Genomic DNA, 26,151 nt, shown 5'->3' on the forward strand with positions numbered 1-26,151 from the left:
CATAAATGGCCTCGACCACGATGCACGTCGCTTGTCTTGCTTCCCAATGCTGACGTTCAGCTAGCATCCCAAGAAGCGACGACTGTCGCATCTCTAACTAGCCTATATGTCGCATCTCTAAAATGCCGCTACACACGAAGATCGCATAAGATGGATTATGGAACTAAAATGGATGCCGTGATTACCGAAAACCCTTGAAATACAAGGCTCTGTCTATCCTCGGGCCGTTTCCAGATCGTCAATCTCGACGTCGAATGTCATCTGGTCGTAAGCCGGTTCGACATGATCCGGCGTCTCGCCCATCACCGTGTCGTAATCCAGCGGCGTATGCATATGCGTCAGGATCGCACGCTTCGGCTTCAGCCTTGAAATCCAGTCCAGCGACTGCTCCAGCGACAGATGGCTCGGATGATAGCGATACTGGAGCGCGTCGATAACGAGCACGTCGAGATTTTCAAGCTTCGCTGCAGTTTCCGGCGGAAAGTCGCTGATATCGCTGCAGTAAGCGACATCGCCGATGCGGAAGCCGAGCGAGATGATATCGCCGTGCTGCTGCTCGTGCGGCCGAAACGAAATCGTGCCGCCGGCGCCTGAGATGCGCACCGGTTCCTCGAGCGTCTCGATCAGCCTCGGCTCGACGATCGGCGGGTAATTGCTGCCTGGAGGCGTTTCGATGCAATAGCCGAAGCCCTGGCGGATGCGGTCCATGGTGAAGGCGTTTGCATGGATCGGCACGCGCTGATGACCATTGTGAAAATAGCCGCGCAGGTCGTCGATGCCGTGGATGTGGTCGGCATGCGGATGCGTGTAGAGCACGGCGTCGATATGCTCGACCCTGGCGGCGATCATCTGCTCGCGAAAATCCGATCCGGTGTCGATGACGACGGTCGTCACGCCGCCATTATCGTCGAACTGCTGCACCATGAAGGACGCGCGTGTCCGGCGGTTCTTGGGATTATAGGGATTGCAGGCGCCCCAATCTCCGGTGATGCGCGGCACGCCTGGCGACGATGCGCAGCCCAGAATGGTGAAACGCTGCCGGTAACCCACGAGGCTAGATCCTCGGCATCTTTGTGAACAGCCGGAAGGCATTCTCGGTCGTGATCGCCGCCATGTCGGCATAGCTGAGCCCGAGCGTCTCGGCCAGCACTTCGGCGGTGTTCACGACGTAAGCAGGCTCGTTGCGCTTTCCGCGCCAGCGCTTCGGCGCCAGATATGGCGCGTCGGTTTCGACCAGCAGCCGGTCATGCGGGATCGTCTTGGCGATCGCGCGCAGCTCTTCCGACTTGGGAAAGGTCAGGATGCCCGAAAACGAGATGTAGCCGCCGAGTTCGACGCCGGTCTTGGCAAGTTCCGGCCCAGCCGAGAAGCAGTGCAGGATGAAAGGGAAGGCCCCCTTCCCTGTTTCCTCGGTCAGGATCGCCGCCATGTCCTCGTCGGCGCTGCGGCTGTGAATGACCAGCGGCAGCTGCGTTTCGCGCGCCGCGGCAATGTGGCGGCGAAAGCCGGTCTGCTGATCTTCAGGCGTCTGCGTGTCGTAGAAATAGTCGAGACCGGCTTCACCGATGGCGACGATCTTTTCATGCGCATTGGCCAGCCGCACGAGATCCTCGGTCTGGATATCCAGCTCTTCATTGGCGCTGTTCGGATGCGTGCCGACAGAACAGAAGACCGACGGATAGCGTTCGGTAATGGCAAGCAGGCCATCGAGCTTGCGCACCCGCGTCGAGATCGTCACCATCTGCTTGACGCCCGAGAGATGCGCGCGCGCGACGATTTCGTCACGCTCGGCATCGAAATCGGCAAAGTCCAGATGGCAATGCGTATCGATCAGCATCTGCAGTCCTTACGCCTCAGGCGCCACATAGCGCGGGAAGACAGGCGTCGGCGCTTCCAGCTCGGTGCCGGGGACCAGGCGGCCCGCTTCGCCGAGCGCTGCGAAATCGCGCTTGTCCGCAGGCGCGGCAACGAGATCGAGCAGCTTTTCGGCCGATTGCGGCACGATCGGCTGCAGCAGGATAGCGAGCTGACGCACGACCTCTGCCGTCACGTAGAGGACGGTTGCCATCCGGTCCGGATCGGTCTTCTTCAGCGCCCACGGCGCCTGGCCGGCGAAATAGCGGTCGGTTTCCGAGACGACGGCGATGATCGAGGCAACGGCCTTGTGGATCAGCTGCTTGCCCATATCCTCGCGGGTGGAGGCCAGAAGCGCATCGGCAGCCGCCAGCATCGCCTTGTCTTCATCCGTCAGCGGGCCGGGTTCCGGGATCTTGCCATCGCAGTTCTTGACGATCATCGACAGAGAACGGCTGGCGAGATTGCCGATACCATTGGCGAGGTCAGCGTTGATGCGCTGGCCGATCGCTTCCTCGCTGTAGCTGCCGTCCTGGCCGAAGGAGACTTCGCGCAGGAAGAAGTAACGCACCTGGTCGAGACCAAAGTGATTGACGAGGTTGACAGGGTCGACGACGTTGCCGAGCGACTTCGACATCTTCTCGCCCTTGTTGAGCAGGAAGCCGTGAGCAAAGACGCGCTTCGGCAGCGGCAGACCAGCCGACATCAGGAATGCCGGCCAGTAGACGGCGTGGAAGCGGATGATGTCCTTGCCGATGATATGAACGTCGGCAGGCCAGTATTTCGCGCGCGGGCCGTTCCGGTCCTCGATATAGCCTGTGGCCGTGATGTAGTTGGTCAGCGCGTCGACCCAGACATACATGACGTGCTCGGGGTCGTTGGGAACCTTGATCCCCCAGTCGAAAGTCGTGCGCGAAACCGAGAGATCCTTGAGGCCTGATTTCACGAAGGAGATGACCTCGTTGCGGCGCTCCGATGGGCCGATGAAATCGGGGTTCTCTTCGTAATGCTTTAGCAGCTTGTCCTGGTATTCGGACAGCTTGAAGAAATAGCTGGCTTCCTCGACCCATTCGACAGGCGTGCCCTGCGGGCCGTAGCGGACGCCGTCGGCGCGCACTTCGGTCTCGTCTTCCTGATAATAGGCCTCATCGCGCACCGAGTACCAGCCGGCGTAGGAATCCTTGTAGATGTCGCCGTTGTCGGCCATCAGGTTCCAGATGTTGCGCGAGGTCTCGTGGTGGCGCTCTTGCGTCGTGCGGATGAAGTCGTCGTTCGACGCGTTCAGCAGCTTCGCCATCGCCTGGAATTCGCCGGAATTGCGGTCGGCCAGTTCCTGCGCCGTGATGCCTTCGGCACGCGCCGTCTGCTGCATCTTCTGGCCGTGCTCGTCGGTGCCGGTCAGGAAGAAGACATCACGGCCGTCGAGGCGCTGGAAGCGCGCCATGGCGTCCGTTGCGATCAGCTCGTAGGCATGGCCGATATGCGGCTTGCCGTTCGGATAGGAAATCGCAGTGGTGATGTAGAAGGGCTTCTTGTCGGTCATGGCGGACATCCGGCTTACTCTATAAAAATTGTCAGCCGCTCTTAGCGCATGTGATGGCGAAGAGAAACACTAAGTTTCGAAAGCGGCAGCGTTTTGACCGCCTCGGGGGCCCGCTGCGCTTGACGGGATTTCACAGGCATTCTACGCCTTGGCGACAATTCCGGGCGAGGCATAATGACCGTCAAATATGAGCTGATCAGCGCAGGCGCCTCAAGGTCTGCCCCGTGAGTCTGCCACAAGCGTTCCAGCCTCTCTATTCGCTTTCCGGCTTTCTCGTCGGCATGCTGGTTGGTATCACCGGCGTCGGCGGCGGCTCGTTGATGACGCCGATCCTCGTGCTGTTGTTCGGCGTTCATCCGGCGACAGCCGTAGGCACTGATCTGCTCTATGCGGCGATTACCAAGTCGGCAGGCACCGCCGTTCACGGCATGCATGGCAGGGTGAACTGGCGCATCGTCGGCTCGCTCGCCGCCGGAAGCGTGCCGGCCGCCCTCCTCATGCTTTGGCTCATGGCCGGCGTTGATCGCAAGAGCGTCGAAGTCGCGCATACGATCACCATCGCGCTCGGCTGGCTGCTTGTCATCACTGCCTTCATGCTGATCTTCCGCACCCAGGTTTTGTCCTTTGCGCGCGGCGCCATCGGCGAGCGGACGCCACCAAAGCCGGCAACGATCGCCATTTTCACCGTCATCCTCGGTCTGGCGCTCGGTGTCCTGGTCACGCTGACGTCGGTCGGCGCGGGCGCACTCGGCGTCACCATCCTGCTGATCCTTTACCCGAATCTTGACGTTCGCGAGATCGTAGGATCCGACATTGTTCACGCCGTGCCGCTGACGCTGATCGGCGGCATGGGCTACTGGTTCATCGGCGAAATCGACTGGCTGATGCTTCTGACACTGCTTGTGGGATCGATACCCGGCATCGTCGCCGGAAGCCTGCTGGCACCGAAACTGCACGAGCGGACGATCCGCATCGTCCTGGCGCTGACACTTGCCGTCGTCGCCTGGAAACTGCTCGCAGGCTGATTAAGGGCCGGGCTGCTTGATGTCGGACAGGATACCGAGGATCGTCTGCTTGCGGTCGAGGTTGTAGGCACCCGAGACGGTGAGACGCTCGTTGACATCGGATTGCAGCCTAGCGAGCCGTTCGGCAGCACCGAGATCGCCTGCCCTCGCCGCCTGGCGCGCCCGGTTCATCAGGTCGTCGCCGATATGGCTCGCGAAGAATTCGAAGATCGTGTCGCTTTCCTTGCCTGACAGCGCATCGGCCAGCCGGTGCATGGCGCGCCGCGCCGCCGGTCCCTGAGCCGATAGCACATCCTGATAGGCGGAGATGATCTCGCCACCACCGTAGTTCATCAGCTTCAGCGCCTCTCCGACGCTGCCCTTCGCCGCCGTCAGCAATGCCCGGTCGTCGACCGCGGTGCCGAGATTGGCAAGTGCCAGAGCCAGCGCATCGTCGCCAAGCGGCGCGAGCCTCAGCGGCAGGCAGCGCGAACGGATGGTCGGCAACAGCTTGCCCGGCGCATGCGACAGAACGAGGAAAAGTGCCCGCTTCGGCGGCTCCTCGAGGATCTTCAGGATGGCGTTTGCCGCATTGCGGTTCATGTCATCGGCCGGATCGATGATGACGATGCGCCAGTTGCCGGTGCCCGATGTCTGCGAGAAGAATTTCCCGGCGCGGCGCACTTCATCGACAGTGATCGCCGATTTCACCTTGCCGGTCTTTTCATCCACCGGCCGTGCAAGATGCAGAAGATTGTGCGAAGCGCCTGACGAAATCTGGCGGCTGACCGGCGACGCAGGATCGGGATCGGGAATGATCTCCGGCGCCAGCGCCGGATCGGGATTGGAAAGCACATAATTGGCGAAGCGGAAGGCGAGCGTCGCCTTGCCGATGCCTTCAGGGCCTTCGATCAGGATGGCGTGATGGCCTTTGCCGGACCTATAGGACTGAGAGAGAAACGCTTCCGCGTCCTCATGTCCGAAGAGCTTGGGATTTTCCGCCGGCCAGATCGCTCCATCCAGCAGGCCGGGCCGCTCCTCACTCATGAACGGCTACCGGCGTCTTTTCGGCCGCAATGCCACTCATCAGTTTGGTGATGATCGCAAGGATCTCGGCGGCGATGTCGGCCTCGTCCTGCATGGCATTGACGACGCGGCAACGTTGCGGCTCGCGGGCTGCGATATCGAGATAGGCCTCGCGGCGCTTCTCGTGCGTCTCCAGTTCTTCCTTCTCGAAACGGTCAGGCCCATCGGCATTGCGCGACTTGACGCGCGCAAGCCCTGCGGTCGCCGGAATATCGAGGATGACCGTGCAGTCAGGCACCACGCCATTGACGGCGATGCGCTGCAGCGTCTCGATGAAATCGGGTTCGAGATTGCCGGTGACGCCTTGATAGACGCGCGACGAATCCATGAAGCGGTCGCAAAGCACGATCTTGCCGTCGAGCAGCGCCGGGCGGATCACCTCCTCGACGTGATCGTTGCGCGCCGCGGCAAAAAGGATCGCCTCCATCCGCGTTCCGAAGGCTTCGGCGGCACCCGACAGCAGCACGTAACGCACCGCCTCGGCACCCGGAGAACCGCCCGGCTCACGCGTCAGCAGCACTTCATGGCCGCGTCTGCGCAACGCTTCCGCAAGGCGGCGGATCTGCGTCGACTTGCCGGCACCCTCACCGCCTTCGAATGTAACGAACAATCCCGTACCGGACGACAACAGCACTTTCCCGTATTCCCGACATGCCGCCGACAAAACGTCGGCAGCGCCTCAATCTATCTATCCGAAGATGCGCCCGGGCGAAACCTCGCTGTTTCCCGCCAGCTCCGCCTTCCCCGGTAATTTCACGGCAGAATGCGGCCTTCAGGTGGGCTCGGCTTTGTCCCAGAGCCAGGAGAAGAACATCGATTCGCCGAGTTCGACCAGGGCATCGACAGCCCGGCTGGTCAGCGATCCCACGGCGATATTCTGCACCGTATAGAGCGGCACTTCGCGCAACACCCGGCCGCCGGCGGAAATCACTAGCGTGCCCGCTTCCGCGTCGGCCGCGACGGGCGCCGTCAGCGGCCAGCGATAGATGATCCTCGCCGCCAGCCGGTCCGGGTTGCTGACCGGAATATAGACGCTGACGGGGGTCCTGGCCACAAGATCGACATGGCCCGATTGCCCGCCATAGACGCTCGCCGAACCGACGACTTCTTTCTCGGCGAAGATCTGCCGCGTTTCGAAGCTGGTCAGACCCCATTCGAGAATACGCTTGGCCTCGTCGGTCCGCTCCTTGTCGGAGGCGATGCCGCCGAGCGCCAGGAACAGCCGTTTGCCGTCACGCTCGACTGAGGCGACGATCGAGAAGCCTTCGCCCTCGGCAAAGCCGGTCGCCAGACCGTCGGCACCGAGCCCGAGGCCGAGCAGCGGGTTGCGATTGCGCTGGAAGATCTTGTTCCATTCAAAATCGGCCTGGGCGAAATAGGGATAATAGGCCGGATAGGTCTGCTGCAGATCGACAGCCAGCGTCACCATGTCCCGCGCCGTCGTCTTGCTCTTGCCATCCGGCAGACCGGTCGAGTTTCCGAAGATGCTCTTCGTCATCCCGAGCGTCTGCGCCCGGCGCGTCATCGCCGAGGCGAAATTCTCCTCGGTGCCGCTCATACCCTCGGCCAGAATGATGCAGCCGTCATTCGCGCCCTGGATCGCGACGCCCTTGACCAGGTCCTCGACGCGCACGCGGCTCTTAAGGGCGGCAAACATCGTCGCCGAACGGGACGGCGCACCGCCGGTGCGCCAGGCATATTCGGAGACCGGATAGTCGGTATCGAGGGTGATCTCGCCGCCCTTCAGCGACGCAAAGACGATATCCATCGTCATCAGCTTGGCGAGCGACGCCGGCGAAAACGCCTGATCTTCGTTCTTGGCAAGCAGCACCGTGCCCGTCGACGCCTCGATCATATAGGCCTGCGCCGCCTTGGTAACGAATCCCGCGGGTGCAGGCTCGGCGGCAGCAGCAGATGAAGCGGCCGACAGCATGACCGCGCAAAAACCGATGAAACGCTTCAGCATTGCAAACCCCTGGCGCGAAATCGATTCTGGAGGTTAGTGATAGCGGCGGCCTGCCGCAATCGGCGTCTTAGCGCGCCGGCTGCTTTGCCTGCTGGCGCTTGAAGGACGTAAGAATCGATTCCTCGGTCAGGCCGTCGTTGCGAACCATCACCGCATCGAACGCGATCGGCACCGTCACGGTCCGAACGCCGTCTTCCTGGTAGCCCATCGCCAGAGACCCCTGCCCCCAGCCATAGGGACGCTCGTAGGGAACCGGGCCGATTTCCGGCAGCACGATCATTTCGCCCATACCCTGCGGCGCGCTGAGCGTCCCGAAAGCCGATGGCGCCGGAGCCGCATTGTAGCGCGCGCTCGGCGTCGCGCCGCCATAGGCCGTGGCGGACATCGGCACAGGCACGCGTGACGTCTGCGGCGCCGTCAGCGTTCCCAGGCTCTGCAGCTGATCGCTGGTAATGCGGCGGTCATTGGAGGCGACCATCACGCCACTGGCGATCTGCCCGCCCGGATCGACGGCCGGAATACGGCTGCCCTTTGGCACGTAGGACGCCATCAGATACGGCATGTCGTGGCCGTCCATGCGCGCCTTGCCAACATACTGAACGCGAACGCGACCGGTGCCGCTATGCTTCATGTCGAGGAGATCGGCCGTCTTGTTTGAAAGGTCGATGATCCGGCCCTCGTGATACGGTCCGCGGTCGTTGACGCGCACGACGATCGACGAGCCGTTCTCGATATTGGTGACGCGTGCATAGCTCGGCAGCGGAAAGGTCGGATGCGCGGCGGAAATCGACAGCTGGTCGTAGACCTCGCCGTTGGCGGTCAGGCGGCCGTGAAAGGCCGAGCCGTACCAGGAGGCCACGCCCGTCTTGCTATAGGAAAAGTCTTCCTTGGGATAATACCACTTGCCTTTGACCTGGTAGGGATTGCCGACGAGATAGCGCCCGCCCCCCTTCGGGATCGGACCGCCCTCGACGACGCGCGGGCTGGCTTTGACGCCATATTCCTTCTCGGAGAAATATTCCTTGCCGTGGGCGCGCTTCTTCGGCGCCTGAGACGTTGTTCCGCATGCCGTCACCGCGGCGCACATCGCTGCCAGCGCCAGCCACCGCGCACCCGTTGCGAAAGACGCCGCCCCGTATTCCAACTTCATATGTCCCACGCCGCCAAAGATCGTTATGGTTAAGCAAGTGCCCTAAATCGGACCAACCCTGCCTACGCCCCTGCACCTAACGAGACTTTAATTGTGTGGCCAATGTGCCGAATTTGCGAACAATATCGCGGCAGTAGCGGTAATTTTAATCGTTATGGTTTACGGATGGTTAAATCAGGGGTGTTTCGCGTGGCGAGACATATGGCGGAAGAGGTGGGATTCGAACCCACGGTACGGTTTCCCGCACGCCGGTTTTCAAGACCGGTTCCTTAAACCACTCGGACACTCTTCCTTCGAGCGCCTTATGACGCAAAGCCGCGTTGCAATGCAAGGGCCGGACATAAAAATCTGTGCTGCGGGAAGCGCGCTCGCCTGTCCCATCAGGCGTGCGGAACATCTTGGGCCGTCAGCTGTTGGGAGAGCATCTGACGATGCATAGGGAAGAAGTCCATGCTGAAGAAAGTTACAGCCACGGTCGTTCTCTCGCTGGGTCTTGCGACGGTTGCCCTCGCCCAGTCCGGCAACGTGTCTGCGGACGGCGCGAGCGCCTCCGGTTCGTCGATCGGGACGATCTCAGGTTCACGCGCGAGCGGCACTAATGATCGTAGCCGCGTCGGAGACACTGACAAAGCGCAGCCCGGAACGATCGATCCCAGCGCGACGAACAGCACCATCAATAGCGGGGATTCGAACGGCACCGACGTGAACGACTGCCGTAGCGAACGGAGATCTGCGCGGAAGGCTGCGCACGATGCCGATGGAAACGTAATCAGTCCTGGCAAATCTGCCGCCTGCGGTCAGTAATCGCGCTGCGCTATCGGATAATGCGGTCCCGAAAGGTTGGATAACGCTTGACTTTCGCCGCCCTGGAGAACCCGCAAAAGTTGCCAGATCGAAAGAGATTTTGGTCCTTTCGATCCGGGAGGCCTCGTCAAAATGCTAGCGGAAGGCTTTTCTTGCCCGGCAATCTTGGTTCCGTCGTCATATTACCGCACACTTTCGTCTATGGCCGCAACCGTCTCAAGCGGCAATCGCCTGCTTGTCGCGCGGCATCTTGTCCTGCTTGCGCGCCGCCTCTTTCGCGATTTTTATCAAGTAGGCGACGAACATTTCATTGTCTGCTTCCGCAATCTTTCGAGCGGCTTCGAGATGTTCCATGAGATGTGAATGACGCATCTGAGTCTCCTCCAGGTTGCTATAGATCGATGATTACTAATATGCATTAACGGCACGTTAATTTTGCAACCTGGAATATTTTACGTGGCGAAGTAAAAAACGGTTTCATCGTCGCCGATTCATTCAAATTTTATGCTTAACTATCCGTTAATATTTAACTTGCCGCCCTTTGCCGATGATCTATTCTCGATCGGCAAAGGGAGTGAGTAAAAATGTCGAGTAAGAGTTTGATCATGCCGCTGGGCTTTGCGATCCTGGCGCTGTCTGGCCTTCTGTTCCAGCTGCTCACGCATGCGCTGCATATGCCGGTGACGCTGCTGCAGCCCTGACCGGGACGGAACCTTTCTGCAGTTTCCGCGTTCATTTCGTTGTTTTCTTAGGAGGGAAATCATTATGGAAGATCAGAGTGTCGGCTGGATTGCGGCAATCATTATTGGCGGCCTTGCCGGATGGCTCGCCGAGAAATTCATGAACAGCAACATGGGCGTGTTCATGAACATCATTCTGGGCATCATCGGCGCCATCGTTGCCAATTTCATCCTCGGCCTTTTGCATATCCAGCCGCTGGCTGGCTGGCTCGGATATCTCATCACCGGTTTCGTTGGTGCCTGCCTGCTGATCGCGATCGGCCGGATGGTCCGGCGCTAAGCGCACGGAATTTGAACGCAAAAAAGCCGGGAGTTTTGCTCCCGGCTTTTTTGTTGTCTCGCAATCGTTAGCGGCGGCTCATCAGCCCGAACACGTAGGCGATACCGGCCGTGACGGCGAGAGCGAAAATCGGTTCCTCGCGCACCTTGTCGCGCACCTTTTCCGTCATCACCGACGCCTCGTCGGTCACGGCGCTCTTGGCGCCCTGCCCCAAGGCGACGACACTTTCCGAAAGACGGGCCAGATCCTCGCGCAAGGCTGCGACCTGCGCAGAAAGATCATCGGCGGCGATATCCGCCTTGACGCGCGCGGCTGTCGATTGGGCGGAGGCGGTTTTCAGTTCGGCCATTGTCTGCTCCTATTTTTCCGGATGCCGCAACAACGAACTGAGGGCCGGAAAGGTTCCGGTGCAGGTGTGCTTTTGTTGCCTGTCGCAAGCACCGTAAATCCATTCCGGATGCTGTCATGTTTTCGTCGGATAGCGCTTCATTTCCGCCTTACTTTGCTCTAAGGAACGTCGAAAGCTTTGCCCGTGAATGGGCGGAATCTAATGCGAGGTTTGCGTTTCGATGTTCCATATCCTGAGAAGAGCTGCCCAGACCTGGGTCGCCAAGCTCCTCATGCTTCTCCTGGTCGCGTCTTTCGGCATCTGGGGTATTTCCCGTGAGCTGATCGGCGGCGGTTCGAGCACGACAGTCGTGACGGTCGGCGATCAGAAAGTGGACGTCAACGAGTTCCGCCTCGCCTATCAGCGCCAGGTCGCCAGCCTCAGCCAGCAGTTCGGCATGCGCCTGACCCCGGAGCAGGCCAAGGCCTTTGGCGTCGAGCAGCAGACGATTGCGCAGCTGGTTGCCGGCGCTTCGCTTGATCAGCTGGCCGCAGACATGAATCTCGGCCTCTCCGAAGACCGCCTTGCCCAGCTGATCGGCGACGATCCAGCTTTCAAGGATGTCAGCGGCAAGTTCGACCGTAGCCTCTTCACATCGCGCCTGCGCAATGCCGGCATCCCTGAGGCCGACTATATCAACGAGCGCAGCAAGGTCGCCGTCCGCAGCCAGATCGTAGATGCCGTCTCCAACGGCTTCAAGGCGCCGGCCGCCCTGGTCGACGCGCTCAAGCTTTACCGCCAGGAAAGCCGCGACATCGACTACCTGCTGCTCACCAACGCCAATATCGAACCGATCAAGGCGCCTGCTGACGATGTGCTGTCCAAGTGGTTCGATGGCGTGAAGGCCCGCTACCGCGCGCCTGAATACCGCAAGGTCGCCTACCTGAAGCTCGAATCGTCTGATATCGCCGACGTCGCGACGGTGACCGACGATCAGATCCGCGAAGATTTCGACAAGCGCAAGGAAACCTTCCGCACGCCGGAGACGCGTACCGTCGAGCAGCTGACCTTCGCCAACAAGGACCTCGCCGCCGCCGCACAGACGGCGCTGAAGAGCGGCACAACCTTCGATCAGCTGGTCACAGATCAGGGCAAGACCGCGACCGACGTGCTTCTCGGCGATTTCACCAAGGACAAGGTTCCCGATCAGTCGGTTGCCGAGGCCGCTTTCGCCGTCACCAAGAATGGCGGCACGACGCCGGTCGTCGATGGTGCCTTTGGTCCGGTCATCCTGCGCATCACCAATATCAAGCCTGAAACCGTCAAGACGCTCGACGAGGTCAAGGAAGACATCCGCAAGCAGCTGGCGCTGGTCAACGCTTCGCAGGAAGTCATCAACGTCCACGATCATATAGAAGACATGCGCAGCGCCGGTCAGTCACTCGAAGACATCGCCAAGGAGCTGAAGCTCAAGGCCGTCGTCGTCGATGCGATCGACGCCACCGGTGCAGACAAGGACGGCAACGAGGTCAAGGACATCCCGTCGAAGCAGCAGCTGCTCGGCGAAGCGTTCAAGACCGAGCCAGGCACCCAGCCGGTCGCACTTGCGCTCGGCAATGACGGTTACGTCTGGTTCGATGTCCGCGAAGTCACGCCGGAGCGCGAGCGCCCGCTTGCCGAAATTCGCGACAAGGCGGTTGCCGACTGGACGGCAGAACAGCAGAAGCTGGAACTTGCCAAGAAGGCCGACGAGCTGAAGCAGGAAGCGCAGAAGGGCAAGTCGCTTGCCGATATCGCAGCCCCGCTCGGCATCGCCGTCGAAAGCAAGAGCGGCGTGAGCCGCACCACCGACGATGCCGTTCTCGGCCGAGGCGGCGTCAGCGCTGCCTTCAGCGGCCCTGCCGACACAGTTGCCAATGCCGTCGGCGCCGACGCGACCACGCAGATCCTGCTGAAGGTCACCAACGTCAACACCGATCCGACGACCGATGCGCTGAACAACCAGGATGCGCAGATCGCAGCAGTCGCCAATGCGGCCGGCGATGACATCCTCGATCAGATGGTGACCCTGCTGCAGACGCAGTACAGCGCCTCGATCAACCAGACGCTCGCCGATCAGGCAACCGTTCGCTAGGAGGAGCTTTAGCGCATGACCGATCTGAAGCCGCTTCTGGCCAAGGCCGCAAGCCGCGAGCCCCTGACACGCGACGAGGCTCGCCAGGCCTTCGACATCCTGATGTCGGGCCAGGCGACGCCCTCGCAGATCGGCGGCTTCCTGATGGCGTTGCGCGTGCGCGGCGAGACGGTCGATGAGATCGTCGGCGCCGCCACGACGATGCGTTCGAAGATGCTGCGCGTCGAAGCGCCCGCCGATGCCATCGATATCGTCGGCACCGGTGGCGACGGCAGCGGCACCTACAACATCTCGACACTGGCAGCGTTGATCGTCGCCGGTGCCGGCGTCCCGGTTGCCAAGCATGGCAATCGTGCTCTGAGTTCCAAGTCTGGCGCGTCGGACAGTCTGGCCGCTCTCGGCGTCAAGCTGGAGATTTCGCCGGACGTGATTTCCCGCTGCATCGCTGAAGCCGGCGTCGGCTTCATGTTCGCGCAGCAACATCACTCTGCCATGCGTCACGTTGGACCCTCGCGCGTCGAACTCGGCACGCGCACGATCTTCAATCTGCTCGGGCCGCTGACCAACCCCGCGGGCGTCCGCCGCCAGCTGCTCGGCGTCTTCGCCGAGCAGTGGGTGCTGCCGCTGGCCGAAGTCATGCGCGATCTCGGCTCCGAAAGCGTCTGGGTCGTCCATGGTGATGGTCTCGATGAAATCACCACGACCGGCAAGACCAGCGTCGCAGCGCTTGAGAATGGCAAGATCCGCAGCTTCGAGCTGTCGCCTGCCGATTTCGGTGTCTCGCCCTGCACGCTCTCGGCCCTGAAGGGTGGCGACGGCGTCGTCAATGCTGCGGCACTCCGCGACGTCCTCGGCGGTGCCAGGAATGCCTACCGCGATATCGCGCTCGCCAATGCCGCCGCCTCGCTCGTCGTCGCCGGCAAGGCCGAGACGATCGCCAAGGGCATGACGCTTGCAAAGGAATCGCTCGATAGCGGCGCAACCGCGGCCGCGCTCGACAAACTCATCGCCGTTTCCAACGACATCGACTAGGATCGACCGATGACCGATATCCTGAAGAAGATCGAAACCTACAAGCGCGAGGAAATCGCCGCCGCCAAGGCCAAGGTCTCGCTCGCCGATCTCAAGGCAATGCAGGCCGGCCAATCGGCGCCGCGCGGCTTTCACAAGGCGCTGGTCGCCAAGCGCGATGCAGGGCTCTACGGACTGATCGCCGAGATCAAGAAGGCAAGCCCGTCCAAGGGCCTCATCCGCCCGGATTTCGATCCGCCGGCCCTGGCAAAGGCCTATGAGGACGGTGGGGCTGCCTGCCTGTCCGTGCTGACGGATACGCCAAGCTTTCAGGGCGCACCGGAATTCCTGACGGCGGCGCGTGCTGCCTGCGCGCTACCGGCGCTGCGCAAGGATTTTATGTTCGAGACCTATCAGGTTCACGAAGCCCGCGCCTGGGGCGCCGACTGCATCTTGCTGATCATGGCCTCGCTGACGGACGGCGATGCGGAGCGCCTGCAGGACGAAGCCTTTGCGCTCGGTATGGATGTCCTGGTCGAGGTCCACGACGAAGAGGAAACGGAGCGGGCGCTGAAGCTCTCGTCGCCGCTCCTCGGGATCAACAACCGCAATCTGCGCACATTCGAAGTCAGCCTGACCGTCAGCGAGAAGCTTTCGGCGATGGTTCCTTCAGACAAGCTGCTGGTCGGCGAGAGCGGTATCTTCACCAATGCTGATTGCAGGCGCCTTCAGGCCTTCAACATCAATACCTTCCTCGTCGGCGAAAGCCTGATGCGCAAGGATGACGTCACGGCGGCCACCCGCGCGCTTCTCTTCGGCGAAGCGGCAATCGCGGCTGAATGACATGAGCGGCGCCAAGCCTGGCCTCACCCACATCGATGCAGCTGGTGAGGCGCATATGGTCGATGTCAGCGGCAAGGCCGAAACCGTACGCATTGCCACTGCCGAAGGCTATATCCGCATGTCCCAGGAAACGCTGGCGCTGATCCGCGACGGCAATGCCAAGAAGGGCGACGTCATCGGTACGGCTCGGCTGGCAGGCATCATGGCGGCCAAGCAGACGGCAAACCTCATTCCGCTCTGCCATCCGCTGATGCTGACCAAGGTCAGTGTCGATATCACCGAAGATGCAGCGCTTCCGGGCCTCAGGGTCACGGCGACGGCGAAGCTGACCGGCAAAACGGGCGTCGAGATGGAGGCGCTGACCGCCGTGTCTGTCGCGTGCCTGACGATCTACGACATGGCGAAAGCCGCTGACAAGGCGATGGAAATCGGCGGTGTCAGGCTGTTGGAAAAGTCGGGCGGCAAGTCCGGCGATTTCCGTCACCCGGAGGCGCAATCATGAGCCTGCTGCCGGTCGAGGAGGCGCAGGCGCGTCTGCTGGGCAGCGCCTCGCCGATCGCCGATGCGCAGACCGTGCCGCTCGCCGCCGCCGATGGGCGCGTGCTGGCGGGCGATCTTGCTGCACGGTTGACGCAGCCCCCCTTCAACTCTTCCGCCATGGATGGCTATGCACTGCGCCGCGCGGATGCGCCGGAGCTCGGCGCCGAACTTCGCGTCATCGGCACCGCGTCGGCCGGGCATGCATTCGACGGCGCGATTGGTGATGGCGAAGCCGTCCGCATCTTCACCGGTGCCCCTGTGCCTGACAGTGCCGACAGCGTTTTGCTTCAGGAGGACGCCGAAAAGATCGATGGCGGCATCCGCACCAAGTTTCCGGTTCGCGAAAACCAGCATATCCGCCCGCGGGGGCAGGATTTCCGTCTCGGCGAAACGGTGCTCACATCAGGCACTGTCATGGATTTCGCGCGGCTGACGGTCGCGGCAGGTATGAACCACGCCGAAGTCCCGGTGCTGTGCAAGCCGCTGGTGGCGATCCTTGCGACGGGCGATGAACTGCTGGCACCCGGCGGCATGCCCGGCCCTTCGCAGATCGTTGCGTCAAGCGGCTTCGGCATTGCCGCGCTCGTGCGCAATGCCGGTGGCGAGGTGCTCGATCTCGGCATCGTGCCGGATGATAGCACAGCCATCACCGAAGCGGTGCGCAGGGCCGAAGTCGCCGGCGCCGATGTTATCGTCACGCTCGGCGGCGCATCGGTCGGCGATCACGACCTCGTGCAGGCAACGCTGATAGCGGCAGGCATGCAGCTCGATTTCTGGCGTATCGCCATGCGTCCCGGCAAGCCGCTGATGGTCGGAAGCCTCGGCAGGATCCATGTTCTCGGTCTGCCCGGAAATCCTGTCTCAAGCCTGGTCTGCGCCCTGCTCTTCCTCGAACCTTTGCTACGCAAGCTCGCCTCGCTGCCGCCGGTGAAACGCGAGGCGATCGTCGAGGCCGCGGTCGATCTCGCGGCCAACGATCACCGGCAGGATTATGTTCGGGCCAGCTTTGAGGTGTCGCCGGGTGGTGCGCGCCGTGCGCGGCCGTTCGGCAAGCAGGATTCGTCGATGATGAAGATCTTCGCGCAGGCCGATTGCCTGATCATTCGTCCGCCGAATGCGCCCGCCCTTGAGGCCGGCGCGCCCTGCCCCGTCATGCTGCTGCGGCCGGCGCTTCTGCCCTGATCCGGCTGGCTTTCACGCCTATCCACAAGCAGCTCTGCGCCAGCAGGCTGGCGCCGAGAATGACACTCGCTGCGGCAAAGCCCGGATCGCCGCCGATCCCCGCCAGCGCCGTGCAGACGGCTCCAACGGCCATCTGTGTGGCTCCATAGAGTCCCGAGGCTGAGCCGGTGACCTTCGGATTGACGCTGACGGCAAGCGTCAGGGCATTCGGCGACGCCACCCCAGCCCCGATCGTATAAACCATGATCACCGCCATCATCGGCAGCAACCCGAGTTCGCCGGTTGCCGCCAGCCCGAAGAAGGCGATTGCAGCCACTATGCTGACGAGATTGGAAACGAGCATCAGCGGCTTCATGGCAATCCTGCCGATCAGCCGCGTGGCGATCATGCTGCCGATCCAGTAGCCGAAGATCAGCAGGGCAAGGCAGATGCCGACCTCGGTCGCCGGCCGGTGCAATTCGTTGATGACGATGAATGGTGCGGCAGCGGTGAAGGCATACATCGATGTCGTGGCGCAGCCGCCGCCAATGGCGTAGCCGACGAAGGCGGGCGAGCGAAGCAGACCGAGATAATCGCGGCTCAGCGATTTCATCGATGCTTCCGCATTACGCCTGCCGGTTTCCGGCACCATCTTCCAGGTCATCAGCATGTTGAGAACGCCGAGCGCGCATAAAGCGACGAAGATCGACCGCCAGCCGAGTGTCGCGGCCAGCGCCCCGCCGGCGATCGGCGCCAGGCCAGGACCGACGGTGACCATCAGGTTCATCACCGCCAGCCTTTTTGCCGTGTCGTCAGCCGTCGAGGTGTCCCGGACGATGGCCCTGGCGATCACCAGTCCGGCACATCCGCCAAGCGCCTGAAACAACCGCGCAACGATCAACGCGTGGACCCCGGGCGCAAACAGTGCGGCGAACCCCGCCAGCGTGTAAAGCACCAGCCCGCTCATCAGCACGGGCCGCCGTCCATAGCGGTCGGAAAGCGGTCCGTAGATCAATTGGCCGACGGCAAGTCCGAAAATATAGAGGCTGACCGTCATCTGCATCTCGCCGATGCTCGCCCCAAGATCTGTAGCGGCTGAAGGCAAGGCAGGCACGAAAATATGCATGGCAAGCGTGCCGCTGAAGGTAACCAGCGCCAAAAGCCAGACGGGAACGGTCTTGCGGGCAGTCAGCAGTTCGGCGCCGGCCATGCGGCCAGGATGGGAATTCACGGTGTCGGCTCCTCGCCGTTGTTGGAAAAGACGCTCGAAATATGCTCGAGCACGCGGAAGGCCACCTCGATGTCGGCCCTGGAGAGATCGGCGAGCGCTTCTTCGCGGACGCCCTGGGCGATGCGCTCGACATCGATCACTGTATGCCGCCCAGCCTCGGTCAGAACGATCGCCTTCGAACGCCGGTCCTCGCCCTCCTGGCGTTCGACGAGGCCAGCCGATTCCAGATTGTCGATGAGCCGGACGACCGAGGAATTATCGAGCGAAAGTGATGCCGCGAGCGCTCTTTGATGCATCGGCACCTCCGAGCGAGAGATCCGCAGCAGCGGCAGCCATGTGGCTTCCGTCAGACCGAAGGGCTGCAGCCGCTGGTCGGCAGCCCGGCGCCACAATCGCGCCGTCTGCGCCACCAATGCACCGAAGGTGGCGGCAATCTTTTCGTGTTCTGAAGGCATGAAGTGATATCCGATGACATCACAACAAATGACATATCATCTATTTTTCCGCAAGGCGCATCGATGGCGATTTCCGCGCTGTCGATCGTCCCAACGGGCTAAGGACATCGACCAGTAAGGCGGGTTTTCAAAAGGCGCCTGATGTCATGTAGAAGGCTGCTGCCCATGCAATGATTGCCAATAGTCCCAATCCGATAATCAATACCCGCATGAATATGTCTCTCGTTCTCGGCGGGGATTACGTAGAGTGACCCGTTTCAGATCAGTAGGATGCAGGTAAAAGCGATGCTTTCGCGCAAAAGTCGTGTCACGGCCGCGTCACGCGACACGCATGCCGTCTTATGGTTACTTGATGATGAGGCGTCCGATCCGCCTCCGAACCTTCAATTCTATACCCGCCGTCTTGGCGGGTGCCTGATGCAAGTCGGCGGACCTGCGAGGGCAAGGGCTCGCCTCCTGTTTCGCGTGGCGAGCCCGTTTCTTTCTGCAGCCGTGTTTCGAGGATTTCAGAGTAGAGCCATGCGTTCGATTAAAGATTCCGATCCCGATCTCGCCGTGTTCCTGCGGCTCCGCATGCAGGAGATCTTCCTGCGTCTGAAAAGCCAGGGCTGGACCGATGCCGATATCGGCGTTGCACTGGATGAGCTGGTTGTCCGCTTCGAACGGAACGGCGAACCTGAGGATATGCGCTTCCGGCTCGCAATGTAGCCGTTGCAGCGCTCGCCTTTGCAGAACCGGAGTGATATCACGGCTGCCGTCATATAACGGCGCGCCGGCCAGTCCGGTGCGCTTCTGCAATGGAGGCATGCATGTCGGTTGATAAGGTAGCACTGGTGACGGCGGGCGGTAGCGGCATGGGTGCTGCGGCTGCAAAACGCCTGGCTAAGGACGGCTACAAGGTAGCGATCCTGTCTTCGTCGGGAAAAGGCGAAGAGCTTGCCCGGGAACTCGGCGGTTTCGGCGTCACCGGTTCGAACCAGTCGAACGACGATCTCCGAAAGCTGGTCGATCGTGCGGTCTCCGAATGGGGCCGTATCGATGTTCTCGTCAACAGCGCCGGCCACGGACCTCGCGCGCCGATCCTCGAGATTACCGATGAAGATTGGCATCGCGGCATGGACGTCTATCTGATGAACGTCATCCGCCCAGCGCGCCTCGTCACGCCGCACATGCAGAAGCAGAAGTCGGGCGCCATCATCAACATCTCGACGGCTTGGGCCTTCGAGCCGAGCGCGATGTTCCCGACCTCGGCAGTCTTCCGCGCCGGTCTCGCCTCCTTCACGAAGATCTTCGCCGAGACCTATGCCGGCGACAACATCCGCATGAACAACGTGCTGCCGGGCTGGATCGACAGCCTGCCTGCGACCGAAGAGCGCCGCGACAGCGTACCGATGAAACGTTACGGCACCAGTGAAGAAATCGCCGCCACCATCGCCTTCCTGGCGTCCGACGGCGCTGCCTACATCACTGGCCAGAACCTTCGCGTCGACGGCGGCCTGACGCGCGCCGTGTGAGTTTATCGAGCGGCGCCTGCATGCCGGCGCCGTTCACTTCACGAGCATGTAGATACCGCCGCTCGTCTCGCCTTCCCCGAAATCCGCAACCCTGTATTCAGCGACCGCAGTCAGCCTGCTGCGCGGCAGCGTCTTGCGTCCGGGATCACCGATCAGCACCGAAATGCCCGCTGCCCTGCAGCGCTGCAGGAAGGGCAGCGTCCTGCGTGCAAGTTTGCGATTGTAGAACAGATCGCCGGCGAGGATGAGATCGGCCGGAGGTGGCGGATCGTCGAGAATATCAGCCTGGAGGATATCGATCACGACGCCGTTTGCCTGCGCGTTGAGCGCCGTGGCAGCAACCGCATAGCGGTCGGTATCAATGGCGGTCACAAGAGACGCGCCCCCTTTCGCCGCCGCTATCGCAACGATGCCGGAGCCGCAGCCGAGATCGATCACCGTGCGGCCGCCGACGATATCGGGATTGTCGAGAATATGGCGGGCCAGTGCGCTGCCGCCGGCCCAATGATAGGCCCAGTACGGCGGCTCGCCGCCGCCGCCCGGCAGGCGGCCGAGACGGCTTGCCGGATGGGCGGCATAGAGAGAAATTTCCGGGACCGATGGCGCCGGGCGAAGCTCAAGATGGCGGCGTATGAACGCTTCCACATCGTGAACCATCGCGCCGGCCATCATCGTCATCGCTGCTGCCCGCTATCGAGCGGCCGGGATGGCGTTGTCGCCAGCCTCAGCCCTGCTTCTTCTTGCTGAACTTGCCCTTCGGAGCGAAGCCGCCCTTGCCCTCGAATTTCTGGCCTTCGAACTTCGGCTTGCCCTCAAACTTGGGCTTGCCTTCGAACTTCTGGCCTTCCGTCCTTGGCTTGCCTTCGAATTTCGGCTTGCCGGGCTTCTTGCTCCAGGGCTTGTCGCTGCGCTCGCCACCAGCCGGCGCCTGCTCCGGGGAGAAGTCCTTCTTGAACTTCGCCTTCGGGTGGTCGTCGCGCACGGCGTCATCGCGGCGTGCCTCGTAGGCCTTTTTGCCCGCAGGCCGGTCGTTTGCCGGGCGGCTGAAATCGGGTGTGCCGTTCAGGCGATTGACGCGAATGCCGCGTTCCATCGTCTTGTTCGGGCCGAGTGCCGCGAGAAACGCCTCGGCATTGCCGGCGGCGATCTCCACAAAGGTTTCTTCCGGCTGCATCTTGATGGCGCCGATCTCGCGCTTTGTCAGGTTGCCGTTGCGGCAGATCATCGGGATCAGCCAGCGCGGTTCGGCATTCTGCTTGCGGCCGACCGAAAGCGAGAACCAGACACTGGCGCCGAAATCGTCGCGCGGTCCCTTCTGGCTAGGCTCACGCGGACCATCGGCGTTGTCGCGGCGCTTGCGTGCACCGCCGTCGAGCGACACCTCGGTGATATCTTCAGGCGCAGACTGATTGGAGCGGTAGAGCCGTACGAAAGCGGCAGCCAGCTTCTCGGCGCCATAGTTGGCGATCAGCTGATTGACGAGCGTCTGGTCGTCATCGGACTGCGCTTCGCTGAGGATCGGATCGGCAAGCAGCCGCTCGTCGTCGCGCTGCATCACCTCTTCGGCAGACGGTGGGCGGGCCCAGGTCGGCGAAACGCCGGCGCCGTCCAGAATGCGCTCGGCCTTGCGGCGGGCATTCAGCGGCACGATGATGGCGCTGACGCCCTTGCGCCCGGCGCGGCCCGTCCGGCCGCTGCGGTGAAGCAGCGTTTCGGAGTTGGTCGGCAGATCGGCATGGATGACGAGATCGAGGCCCGGCAGGTCGATGCCGCGGGCGGCAACGTCGGTCGCGATACAGACGCGGGCGCGTCCGTCGCGCATCGCCTGCAACGCGTGCGTCCGTTCGTTCTGCGTCAGTTCGCCGGAGAGTGCGACGACCGAGAAATTGCGATTGTTGAACCGCGCCGTCAGGTGATTGACGGCCGCACGCGTCGAGCAGAAAACGATGGCATTCTTGGCATCGTAATAGCGCAGCACGTTGACGATGGCGTTCTCGCGATCGGAGGGAGCAACGGCCAGTGCACGATATTCGATATCGACATGCTGCTTTTCTTCCGACTGCGTCGAGATGCGAACCGCATCACGCTGGAAGCTCTTGGCGAGCTTGGCAATAGCCGCCGGCACCGTTGCCGAAAACATCAGTGTGCGACGGTCGTCAGGCGACGATTCGAGGATGAATTCCAGGTCTTCGCGGAAGCCGAGATCGAGCATCTCGTCCGCCTCGTCGAGCACGACGGCCTTCAGCGACGAAATGTCGAGTGCGCGGCGGCGGATATGGTCGCAGAGACGGCCAGGCGTGCCGACGACGATATGAGCGCCGCGCTCCAGCGCCCGGCGCTCGCTGCGGATATCCATGCCGCCGACGCAGCTGACGATCAGCGCACCGGTCATTTCGTAGAGCCATTCAAGCTCGCGCTTGACCTGCAGGGCGAGTTCGCGAGTCGGCGCGATGACCAGGGCCAGCGGTTCCGCTGCCGGCTCGAAGCGGTCGTCGTCCTGAAGCAGCGTCGGTGCCAGCGCCAGGCCAAATGCCACGGTCTTGCCGGAGCCGGTCTGGGCCGATACGAGGGCGTCCTTCGAGGCAAGCGCCGGGTCCAGCATTGCCTGCTGAACCGGGGTCAACGCCGTATAGCCGCGCTTCGACAACGCCTTGGCGATCGCCGGAACGACGCCGTTAATCTCTGTCATGTGATCTGTCTTTCGGAATTTTCAGGCGCAAGCGCGCCTTGGCCGGGATCTGCCCGGCCGAACGGTTGGCGCGTTCCTATCCCTTTGCAGGCAAAAAGTCAAAGCGCCAGTTTCAGGCAGCCTGCTGCCGCCGCAACCAGACTTCGATGCCACCGGCCCGCCCGCGAATGCGCGTCTCGAACGGTCCCTCGAGAATTCCGCCCGCAGGCGGTGTACCGCCCTGAGAGGCCGCATGTACCAGCGCTGCGCTGAAAGCGATCTCAGAGCCGCGCCCGGCCGCCACTTCCATCAGCCGGCTGGCGACGTTGACGGTGTCGCCCGTCGCGGTGATCTGCTGGCGGTTACCTGTGCCGAGACGCGATGCGACGACGGGACCGCAATGCGCGCCGATCTTGAAGCCGACCTTGTGGCCTGTGGGTAGAGTCGGGTTGGCAGCCAGCCAGGCGCGGGTGCGCTCCGCCAGAGACAGTGAGCAGGCCGCAGCACGCGCCGCGTCGTCCGGCTGTGGTTCCGGCAGGCCGAAGAGGATCATCGCACCATCACCCATGAAGCTGGTTATCGCGCCCTGATGGGCGCGCGCCTCCTCATCGACGAGCTCGAAGAAACCGCTGAGAATCTCGCGGACGGCGACAGCGCCGACCGCTTCGCTCATGCCGGTAAAGCCCGAGAGATCGATGAACACGACGGCTGCGTTCTGGCGCACGGGATGGGAGAGGAAGGAAGGATCCCGGGCCAGCCACTCTCCGAGGCCCGGCGCTTCGATCCGCTGCAGCAATTCGCTCTGCGCGGCGAAAAGACGGGCGCGGCGGCGGTCGGTAAACAGCTGCGCGGCGCCGAAGATCAGAGCCGGTGGCAACGCGGCGGCAATCGGCAATGCTGCACTTAACCAGTATCCCTGCCGGAATGCCGCGATATTGACGCCGGCCCAGGCGACGAACAGCAGCGCGATCATCACGAAACCGATGACGCTGCGCCGCCAGGCAAGCAGACCGACGACAGCAAGCGGCAGCAGCACCGCGAGCGTTGCATCGAACCTTCGGACATTGTGGTCGCGGATGACGCTGTCCCCGGCGACCAGATGCGTGATCGCTGTCGACATCACTTCGACGCCAGGCAGAACCGGATCGAAGGGCGTCGGAAAGACATCGCCGCCGCCGGTGACCGTGGAGCCGATGACGACGACCTTGTCGGCCACCTCCTGTGCGGTGAGCTTGCCATCGAGCGCATCGGCGATGCTGACAGTCGGAATGGTGCCGCGTGGGCCGTAGAAGGTCAGCGGCAGGCGTTGTCCGGTGTCAGTCGGGATACGCGTGTCGGTAAAGGCGATCGCGCCGGGCTGGAATGCAGGATCGTGGCCGATCGCCAGCGACGCCGCCTTCAGCGGAAAGGACGGGTCGATACGCCCCTCGCCGCGCGACAGCAGAGGGATGAAGCGTGGTACGCCGGTCTGGTCGGTCGAGACGTTGACGATGCCGGTTGCCGCGACACCGGCAAGCCGTTCCTGAGGCAGCAGCAGGCTTTCTGCGACGGGAATAGCCGCCAGCGGATCGTTTGCTTCGTTGCCGACGAACTGGACGCTTTGCGGGAAGACTGCAGCACCTGCTATCACCGAAGGAGCAAGCTGAAGCGCCGACGCCAGGGCGCTATCGGCCGCATCGTTACCGGGATCAACGAAGAGCAGATCGAGCGCTATGACTTTGGGCTTCAAGGCGGCAATAGCCGTCACGGCCTTGGCCAGCGTCGCGCGGTCGAGCGGATAGCCATGAGCCGCAGCCGTCCGGTCGTCGATCGCCGCGATGGTAACGACGGGTGGCGGCGTTCTCCTGCCGATCAGCGTGCTCTTGAGATCGGTCAGCGAGGCTTCGGGACGATCGAGAACTGTTGCGCCGCCGCTAAGATGCGCCGAGCCGAGGAACGCGCCCCAGATCGCGGACAGAAGCAGCGCGGCGGTCACAAGAACATTCTGACGGGGCATGGGATCCTACTGGCCGAGGCGGGCAAGCAGTGCCGCGGCGCGCGCCGATGGCCAGCGGCGAACTTCGAGCGCGCTGCTGCCTGCGCGAACATCGACGCCCTCGCCCGGACGAAGAACGACGGAATCGCCCTGCGGGCGCCGCACGGCAACCGCGCCGCGCACGACCAGCACGGAGGTCTGTCCGCCACCGACATCGACGGCCCATTGCGTGCCGCGGACAGCCGCAATCGCCTGTGGTGTCACCACTTGAAAGCCACCCGTATGACGGCTGCTGTCGACATCGACGAGGATCGCCTTGCGCCGCAGCGATGCGCTGTCGGGACTGCCGTCGCCATTCCGGTCGTTAAGATTGAATCCGGCACCAGCTTCAGCTGTGACTGTCACGCCGCCTGGGCAGCGCAGAATCCGGCGTCCGCCATCGGCGTTCTGCAGCGCGCAGCCGCTTGTCTGCGCCGCTGAGGCGACCGGCAGCGCGAGCAATATGCATGCAGCAGCCGATCCGCGAAGGATTGTCGAAACCAAGCCCATGATACGTCCCCACATGACTTTCGGCCAATCCTAAGATGCGCAGTCGCTGCGCAGCGATCGGCCTGTTTCCCGGCTCGCCATCATAAAACAAAAGCTTGATCCCGTATGCAGAAAAGCGCAGCCGCTGGCAAGCGTTAGCCGCCGGCCACCAAGGCCGGGCCACAATAGCGCGCCCGCGGGCGGATCAGATGGCCGTCTTCGACCTGCTCCATCGCATGGGCAAGCCAGCCGCACGTGCGCGCCAGAGCGAAGATCACCATCGCCGCCTCGCCGGGCAGCGCAAAGCTCTCCGCCATCGCTGTCAGGGCGAAATCGACATTCGCCCTCTCACCTGTCGCCGCTTCGCCTGCCTTCCTGATCTCCTCGAACAGGCGCGGCATTTCGAAATGTTGAAGAAGCGCCGATGCCCTTATGTCACCGTCCGGATACAGGGGATGACCGAAAGCCGGAAGCGGATTGCCCTGAGAGAGAACGCGGCGCACAGCCTCTTCGGCGCCAGCGTGTCTTGCCATGTCGGCCAGCGCGGAAACGCCTTGCCACGCGCCGCCGTGCAACGGGCCGGTCAGTGCCGAGAGGCCCGAAAGCACCGCGGCCGAAAGAGACGCCCCCGAAGACGCCGTGACCCGGGCGGCAAATGTCGATGCATTGAGCTCATGGTCCGCAAGAAGCACAAGTGCCCGGCRCAGGCAGTCGGCAGCCTCTGGCCTGCTCCAGGCATTGGCGAGACACATATGGACGAAATCGCCGCGGCCGGGCGCGAGCGCGGCGCTGACACAGCTGAAAACCGAGATCGCTTCGCTGCGCAGCACCGAACGTGAACGCCCGAGGCTTGGAAGATCCCGCGTCACTCTGCCGGCAAGCGCCAGGAATGCGTTACGGATGACAGGCGGGCCGCCTTCGATCGCCTCACCCGCAAGCTCGACGGCAGGCGCATCCCAAAGAACGGCCGCGGCCGCTTCCAGCGTTGCCGAGGCCGACAGCGAAACCGCATCGCGGCCGCGGTAGTAAAGCTTGCCGTCGGCGATCGTCGAAACGGCGGATGGCAAGACCGGATCGCCCCACTGGATCGCCTCGGCCGCGACCGTCTCGCTTTTGCGGCGCCCGGCATGGCGTTCGGCCAGCCGCGTGACGTCGACGGTGTGATAGAGGCTGCGCCGCGGATCGGCGGGATCGGCCTTGGCGCGAATGCGGCCACGGCTGACATTGGCATAGAGCGTCTGCGGTTTGGTGCCGAGTTGCGCCAGCGCCTCCTCTGCCGTCAGCCAGGACATGCGAGCCTCACATTGATCAATTACATCAAGATTGACGTCAACTA

25 protein-coding genes, 1 tRNA gene and 1 pseudogene are annotated in these 26,151 nt (G+C 62.5%); 10 read left to right on the plus strand and 17 right to left on the minus strand.

Annotated features, from left to right (window positions below; all coding sequences use genetic code 11):
- Positions 1-213 precede the first annotated feature (213 nt).
- The 3 genes and pseudogenes from AC1DNK_RS19410 to metG form a co-directional block, all read right to left on the minus strand.
- On the minus strand, positions 214-1,050 hold the full coding sequence (locus tag AC1DNK_RS19410) for an MBL fold metallo-hydrolase (protein ID WP_477942889.1): 837 nt from the start codon (positions 1,048-1,050) through the stop codon (positions 214-216).
- Between the two features lie 4 nt (positions 1,051-1,054).
- On the minus strand, positions 1,055-1,837 hold the full coding sequence (locus tag AC1DNK_RS19415) for a TatD family hydrolase (protein WP_477942891.1): 783 nt from the start codon (positions 1,835-1,837) through the stop codon (positions 1,055-1,057).
- A gap of 9 nt (positions 1,838-1,846) precedes the next feature.
- Positions 1,847-3,445: pseudogene (gene metG / locus AC1DNK_RS19420) on the minus strand (methionine--tRNA ligase); the annotation flags it as partial.
- Between the two features lie 182 nt (positions 3,446-3,627).
- Between metG and AC1DNK_RS19425 the strand changes: the two are divergent.
- Positions 3,628-4,422: a sulfite exporter TauE/SafE family protein gene (locus AC1DNK_RS19425; RefSeq protein ID WP_477943138.1), complete on the plus strand. Its 795-nt coding sequence runs from the start codon at positions 3,628-3,630 to the stop codon at positions 4,420-4,422.
- On the opposite strand, the gene AC1DNK_RS19430 is transcribed toward AC1DNK_RS19425, so the two are convergent.
- The 5 genes from AC1DNK_RS19430 to AC1DNK_RS19450 form a co-directional block, all read right to left on the minus strand.
- Positions 4,423-5,448, minus strand: coding sequence for a DNA polymerase III subunit delta' (locus tag AC1DNK_RS19430; protein ID WP_477942893.1), 1,026 nt, complete (start codon positions 5,446-5,448; stop codon positions 4,423-4,425).
- A complete protein-coding gene (gene tmk / locus AC1DNK_RS19435; protein ID WP_477942895.1) occupies positions 5,441-6,115 on the minus strand; it encodes a dTMP kinase in 675 nt (224 codons plus the stop codon). The genes AC1DNK_RS19430 and tmk overlap by 8 nt, the downstream gene beginning before the upstream one ends.
- Before the next feature lie 144 nt (positions 6,116-6,259).
- Positions 6,260-7,453, minus strand: a complete 1,194-nt coding sequence (locus AC1DNK_RS19440) for a D-alanyl-D-alanine carboxypeptidase family protein (protein ID WP_477942897.1) — start codon at positions 7,451-7,453, stop codon at positions 6,260-6,262.
- Positions 7,454-7,520: 67 nt separating this feature from the next.
- Positions 7,521-8,603, minus strand: coding sequence for a septal ring lytic transglycosylase RlpA family protein (locus tag AC1DNK_RS19445; protein ID WP_477942899.1), 1,083 nt, complete (start codon positions 8,601-8,603; stop codon positions 7,521-7,523).
- Between the two features lie 202 nt (positions 8,604-8,805).
- Positions 8,806-8,895 (minus strand) — tRNA-Ser (locus tag AC1DNK_RS19450).
- 158 nt (positions 8,896-9,053) lie between these two features.
- Here AC1DNK_RS19450 and AC1DNK_RS19455 point away from each other — a divergent pair.
- The gene (locus AC1DNK_RS19455) at positions 9,054-9,407 is read left to right on the plus strand and encodes a hypothetical protein (RefSeq protein WP_477942901.1); all 354 of its coding nucleotides are present in this window, start codon (positions 9,054-9,056) and stop codon (positions 9,405-9,407) included.
- 216 nt (positions 9,408-9,623) lie between these two features.
- Here the strand turns inward: AC1DNK_RS19455 and AC1DNK_RS19460 are convergent, their stop codons facing one another.
- Positions 9,624-9,779, minus strand: coding sequence for a hypothetical protein (locus AC1DNK_RS19460; RefSeq protein WP_477942903.1), 156 nt, complete (start codon positions 9,777-9,779; stop codon positions 9,624-9,626).
- 393 nt (positions 9,780-10,172) lie between these two features.
- Between AC1DNK_RS19460 and AC1DNK_RS19465 the strand changes: the two genes are divergently transcribed.
- Positions 10,173-10,427, plus strand: coding sequence for a GlsB/YeaQ/YmgE family stress response membrane protein (locus tag AC1DNK_RS19465; protein ID WP_112387376.1), 255 nt, complete (start codon positions 10,173-10,175; stop codon positions 10,425-10,427).
- A gap of 67 nt (positions 10,428-10,494) precedes the next feature.
- Here the strand turns inward: AC1DNK_RS19465 and AC1DNK_RS19470 are convergent, their stop codons facing one another.
- Positions 10,495-10,776 carry a hypothetical protein gene (locus tag AC1DNK_RS19470; RefSeq protein ID WP_112443920.1) on the minus strand — a complete coding sequence of 94 codons (282 nt, stop codon included), beginning with the start codon at positions 10,774-10,776 and terminating at the stop codon, positions 10,495-10,497.
- Positions 10,777-10,996: 220 nt separating this feature from the next.
- Here AC1DNK_RS19470 and AC1DNK_RS19475 point away from each other — a divergent pair, with 220 nt between their 5' ends.
- The 5 genes from AC1DNK_RS19475 to AC1DNK_RS19495 are packed head-to-tail and all read left to right on the plus strand — an operon-like array spanning position 10,997 to position 16,465.
- On the plus strand, positions 10,997-12,889 hold the full coding sequence (locus tag AC1DNK_RS19475; protein ID WP_477942905.1) for a peptidylprolyl isomerase: 1,893 nt from the start codon (positions 10,997-10,999) through the stop codon (positions 12,887-12,889).
- Between the two features lie 15 nt (positions 12,890-12,904).
- Positions 12,905-13,921, plus strand: a complete 1,017-nt coding sequence (trpD, locus tag AC1DNK_RS19480) for an anthranilate phosphoribosyltransferase (RefSeq protein ID WP_477942907.1) — start codon at positions 12,905-12,907, stop codon at positions 13,919-13,921.
- 9 nt (positions 13,922-13,930) lie between these two features.
- On the plus strand, positions 13,931-14,743 hold the full coding sequence (gene trpC, locus AC1DNK_RS19485; RefSeq protein WP_477942909.1) for an indole-3-glycerol phosphate synthase TrpC: 813 nt from the start codon (positions 13,931-13,933) through the stop codon (positions 14,741-14,743).
- Position 14,744: 1 nt separating this feature from the next.
- Positions 14,745-15,245, plus strand: coding sequence for a cyclic pyranopterin monophosphate synthase MoaC (gene moaC, locus AC1DNK_RS19490; protein WP_477942911.1), 501 nt, complete (start codon positions 14,745-14,747; stop codon positions 15,243-15,245).
- Positions 15,242-16,465: a molybdopterin molybdotransferase MoeA gene (locus AC1DNK_RS19495; RefSeq protein ID WP_477942913.1), complete on the plus strand. Its 1,224-nt coding sequence runs from the start codon at positions 15,242-15,244 to the stop codon at positions 16,463-16,465. Before moaC ends, AC1DNK_RS19495 begins: the two co-directional genes overlap by 4 nt.
- Here the strand turns inward: AC1DNK_RS19495 and AC1DNK_RS19500 are convergent.
- Positions 16,434-17,675, minus strand: a complete 1,242-nt coding sequence (locus AC1DNK_RS19500; RefSeq protein ID WP_477942915.1) for a multidrug effflux MFS transporter — start codon at positions 17,673-17,675, stop codon at positions 16,434-16,436. The two genes, AC1DNK_RS19495 and AC1DNK_RS19500, sit on opposite strands and share 32 nt — an antisense overlap.
- Entirely contained in the window at positions 17,672-18,130 is a 459-nt protein-coding gene (locus AC1DNK_RS19505; RefSeq protein ID WP_477942917.1) for a MarR family winged helix-turn-helix transcriptional regulator, read from the minus strand. Before AC1DNK_RS19505 ends, AC1DNK_RS19500 begins: the two co-directional genes overlap by 4 nt.
- Positions 18,131-18,649: 519 nt before the next feature.
- Between AC1DNK_RS19505 and AC1DNK_RS19510 the strand changes: the two genes are divergently transcribed.
- Both AC1DNK_RS19510 and AC1DNK_RS19515 read left to right on the plus strand, forming a co-directional pair.
- Positions 18,650-18,838, plus strand: coding sequence for a hypothetical protein (locus tag AC1DNK_RS19510; protein WP_112387367.1), 189 nt, complete (start codon positions 18,650-18,652; stop codon positions 18,836-18,838).
- A 101-nt stretch (positions 18,839-18,939) separates the two neighbouring features.
- Entirely contained in the window at positions 18,940-19,644 is a 705-nt protein-coding gene (locus AC1DNK_RS19515; RefSeq protein WP_477942919.1) for an SDR family oxidoreductase, read from the plus strand.
- 33 nt (positions 19,645-19,677) lie between these two features.
- Here AC1DNK_RS19515 and AC1DNK_RS19520 read toward each other — a convergent pair whose 3' ends face one another.
- The 5 genes from AC1DNK_RS19520 to AC1DNK_RS19540 form a co-directional block, all read right to left on the minus strand.
- Positions 19,678-20,322, minus strand: a complete 645-nt coding sequence (locus AC1DNK_RS19520) for a class I SAM-dependent methyltransferase (protein WP_477942921.1) — start codon at positions 20,320-20,322, stop codon at positions 19,678-19,680.
- Between the two features lie 46 nt (positions 20,323-20,368).
- Positions 20,369-22,333, minus strand: a complete 1,965-nt coding sequence (locus tag AC1DNK_RS19525) for a DEAD/DEAH box helicase (protein WP_477942923.1) — start codon at positions 22,331-22,333, stop codon at positions 20,369-20,371.
- A 112-nt stretch (positions 22,334-22,445) separates the two neighbouring features.
- Entirely contained in the window at positions 22,446-24,308 is a 1,863-nt protein-coding gene (locus tag AC1DNK_RS19530) for a CHASE2 domain-containing protein (RefSeq protein WP_477942925.1), read from the minus strand.
- Between the two features lie 6 nt (positions 24,309-24,314).
- The gene (locus AC1DNK_RS19535; protein WP_477942927.1) at positions 24,315-24,851 is read right to left on the minus strand and encodes a FecR domain-containing protein; all 537 of its coding nucleotides are present in this window, start codon (positions 24,849-24,851) and stop codon (positions 24,315-24,317) included.
- A gap of 119 nt (positions 24,852-24,970) precedes the next feature.
- The gene (locus tag AC1DNK_RS19540) at positions 24,971-26,107 is read right to left on the minus strand and encodes a citrate synthase (protein ID WP_477942929.1); all 1,137 of its coding nucleotides are present in this window, start codon (positions 26,105-26,107) and stop codon (positions 24,971-24,973) included.
- Between the last annotated feature and the right edge of the window lie 44 nt (positions 26,108-26,151).

Source organism: Rhizobium sp. 01N424 (assembly GCF_056399485.1).

Bases quoted from the DNA above. Each gene is read 5' to 3' on its own strand.
- AC1DNK_RS19415 (WP_477942891.1), bottom strand. From the start codon at position 1,837: ATGCTGATCGATACGCATTGCCATCTGGACTTTGCCGATTTCGATGCC.
- AC1DNK_RS19430 (WP_477942893.1), bottom strand. From the start codon at position 5,448: ATGAGTGAGGAGCGGCCCGGCCTGCTGGATGGAGCGATCTGGCCGGCG.
- AC1DNK_RS19440 (WP_477942897.1), bottom strand. From the start codon at position 7,453: ATGCTGAAGCGTTTCATCGGTTTTTGCGCGGTCATGCTGTCGGCCGCT.
- AC1DNK_RS19445 (WP_477942899.1), bottom strand. From the start codon at position 8,603: ATGAAGTTGGAATACGGGGCGGCGTCTTTCGCAACGGGTGCGCGGTGG.
- AC1DNK_RS19455 (WP_477942901.1), top strand. From the start codon at position 9,054: ATGCTGAAGAAAGTTACAGCCACGGTCGTTCTCTCGCTGGGTCTTGCG.
- AC1DNK_RS19460 (WP_477942903.1), bottom strand. From the start codon at position 9,779: ATGCGTCATTCACATCTCATGGAACATCTCGAAGCCGCTCGAAAGATT.
- AC1DNK_RS19465 (WP_112387376.1), top strand. From the start codon at position 10,173: ATGGAAGATCAGAGTGTCGGCTGGATTGCGGCAATCATTATTGGCGGC.
- AC1DNK_RS19470 (WP_112443920.1), bottom strand. From the start codon at position 10,776: ATGGCCGAACTGAAAACCGCCTCCGCCCAATCGACAGCCGCGCGCGTC.
- AC1DNK_RS19475 (WP_477942905.1), top strand. From the start codon at position 10,997: ATGTTCCATATCCTGAGAAGAGCTGCCCAGACCTGGGTCGCCAAGCTC.
- trpD (WP_477942907.1), top strand. From the start codon at position 12,905: ATGACCGATCTGAAGCCGCTTCTGGCCAAGGCCGCAAGCCGCGAGCCC.
- trpC (WP_477942909.1), top strand. From the start codon at position 13,931: ATGACCGATATCCTGAAGAAGATCGAAACCTACAAGCGCGAGGAAATC.
- moaC (WP_477942911.1), top strand. From the start codon at position 14,745: ATGAGCGGCGCCAAGCCTGGCCTCACCCACATCGATGCAGCTGGTGAG.
- AC1DNK_RS19495 (WP_477942913.1), top strand. From the start codon at position 15,242: ATGAGCCTGCTGCCGGTCGAGGAGGCGCAGGCGCGTCTGCTGGGCAGC.
- AC1DNK_RS19505 (WP_477942917.1), bottom strand. From the start codon at position 18,130: ATGCCTTCAGAACACGAAAAGATTGCCGCCACCTTCGGTGCATTGGTG.
- AC1DNK_RS19510 (WP_112387367.1), top strand. From the start codon at position 18,650: ATGCGTTCGATTAAAGATTCCGATCCCGATCTCGCCGTGTTCCTGCGG.
- AC1DNK_RS19515 (WP_477942919.1), top strand. From the start codon at position 18,940: ATGTCGGTTGATAAGGTAGCACTGGTGACGGCGGGCGGTAGCGGCATG.
- AC1DNK_RS19520 (WP_477942921.1), bottom strand. From the start codon at position 20,322: ATGACGATGATGGCCGGCGCGATGGTTCACGATGTGGAAGCGTTCATA.
- AC1DNK_RS19525 (WP_477942923.1), bottom strand. From the start codon at position 22,333: ATGACAGAGATTAACGGCGTCGTTCCGGCGATCGCCAAGGCGTTGTCG.
- AC1DNK_RS19530 (WP_477942925.1), bottom strand. From the start codon at position 24,308: ATGCCCCGTCAGAATGTTCTTGTGACCGCCGCGCTGCTTCTGTCCGCG.
- AC1DNK_RS19535 (WP_477942927.1), bottom strand. From the start codon at position 24,851: ATGTGGGGACGTATCATGGGCTTGGTTTCGACAATCCTTCGCGGATCG.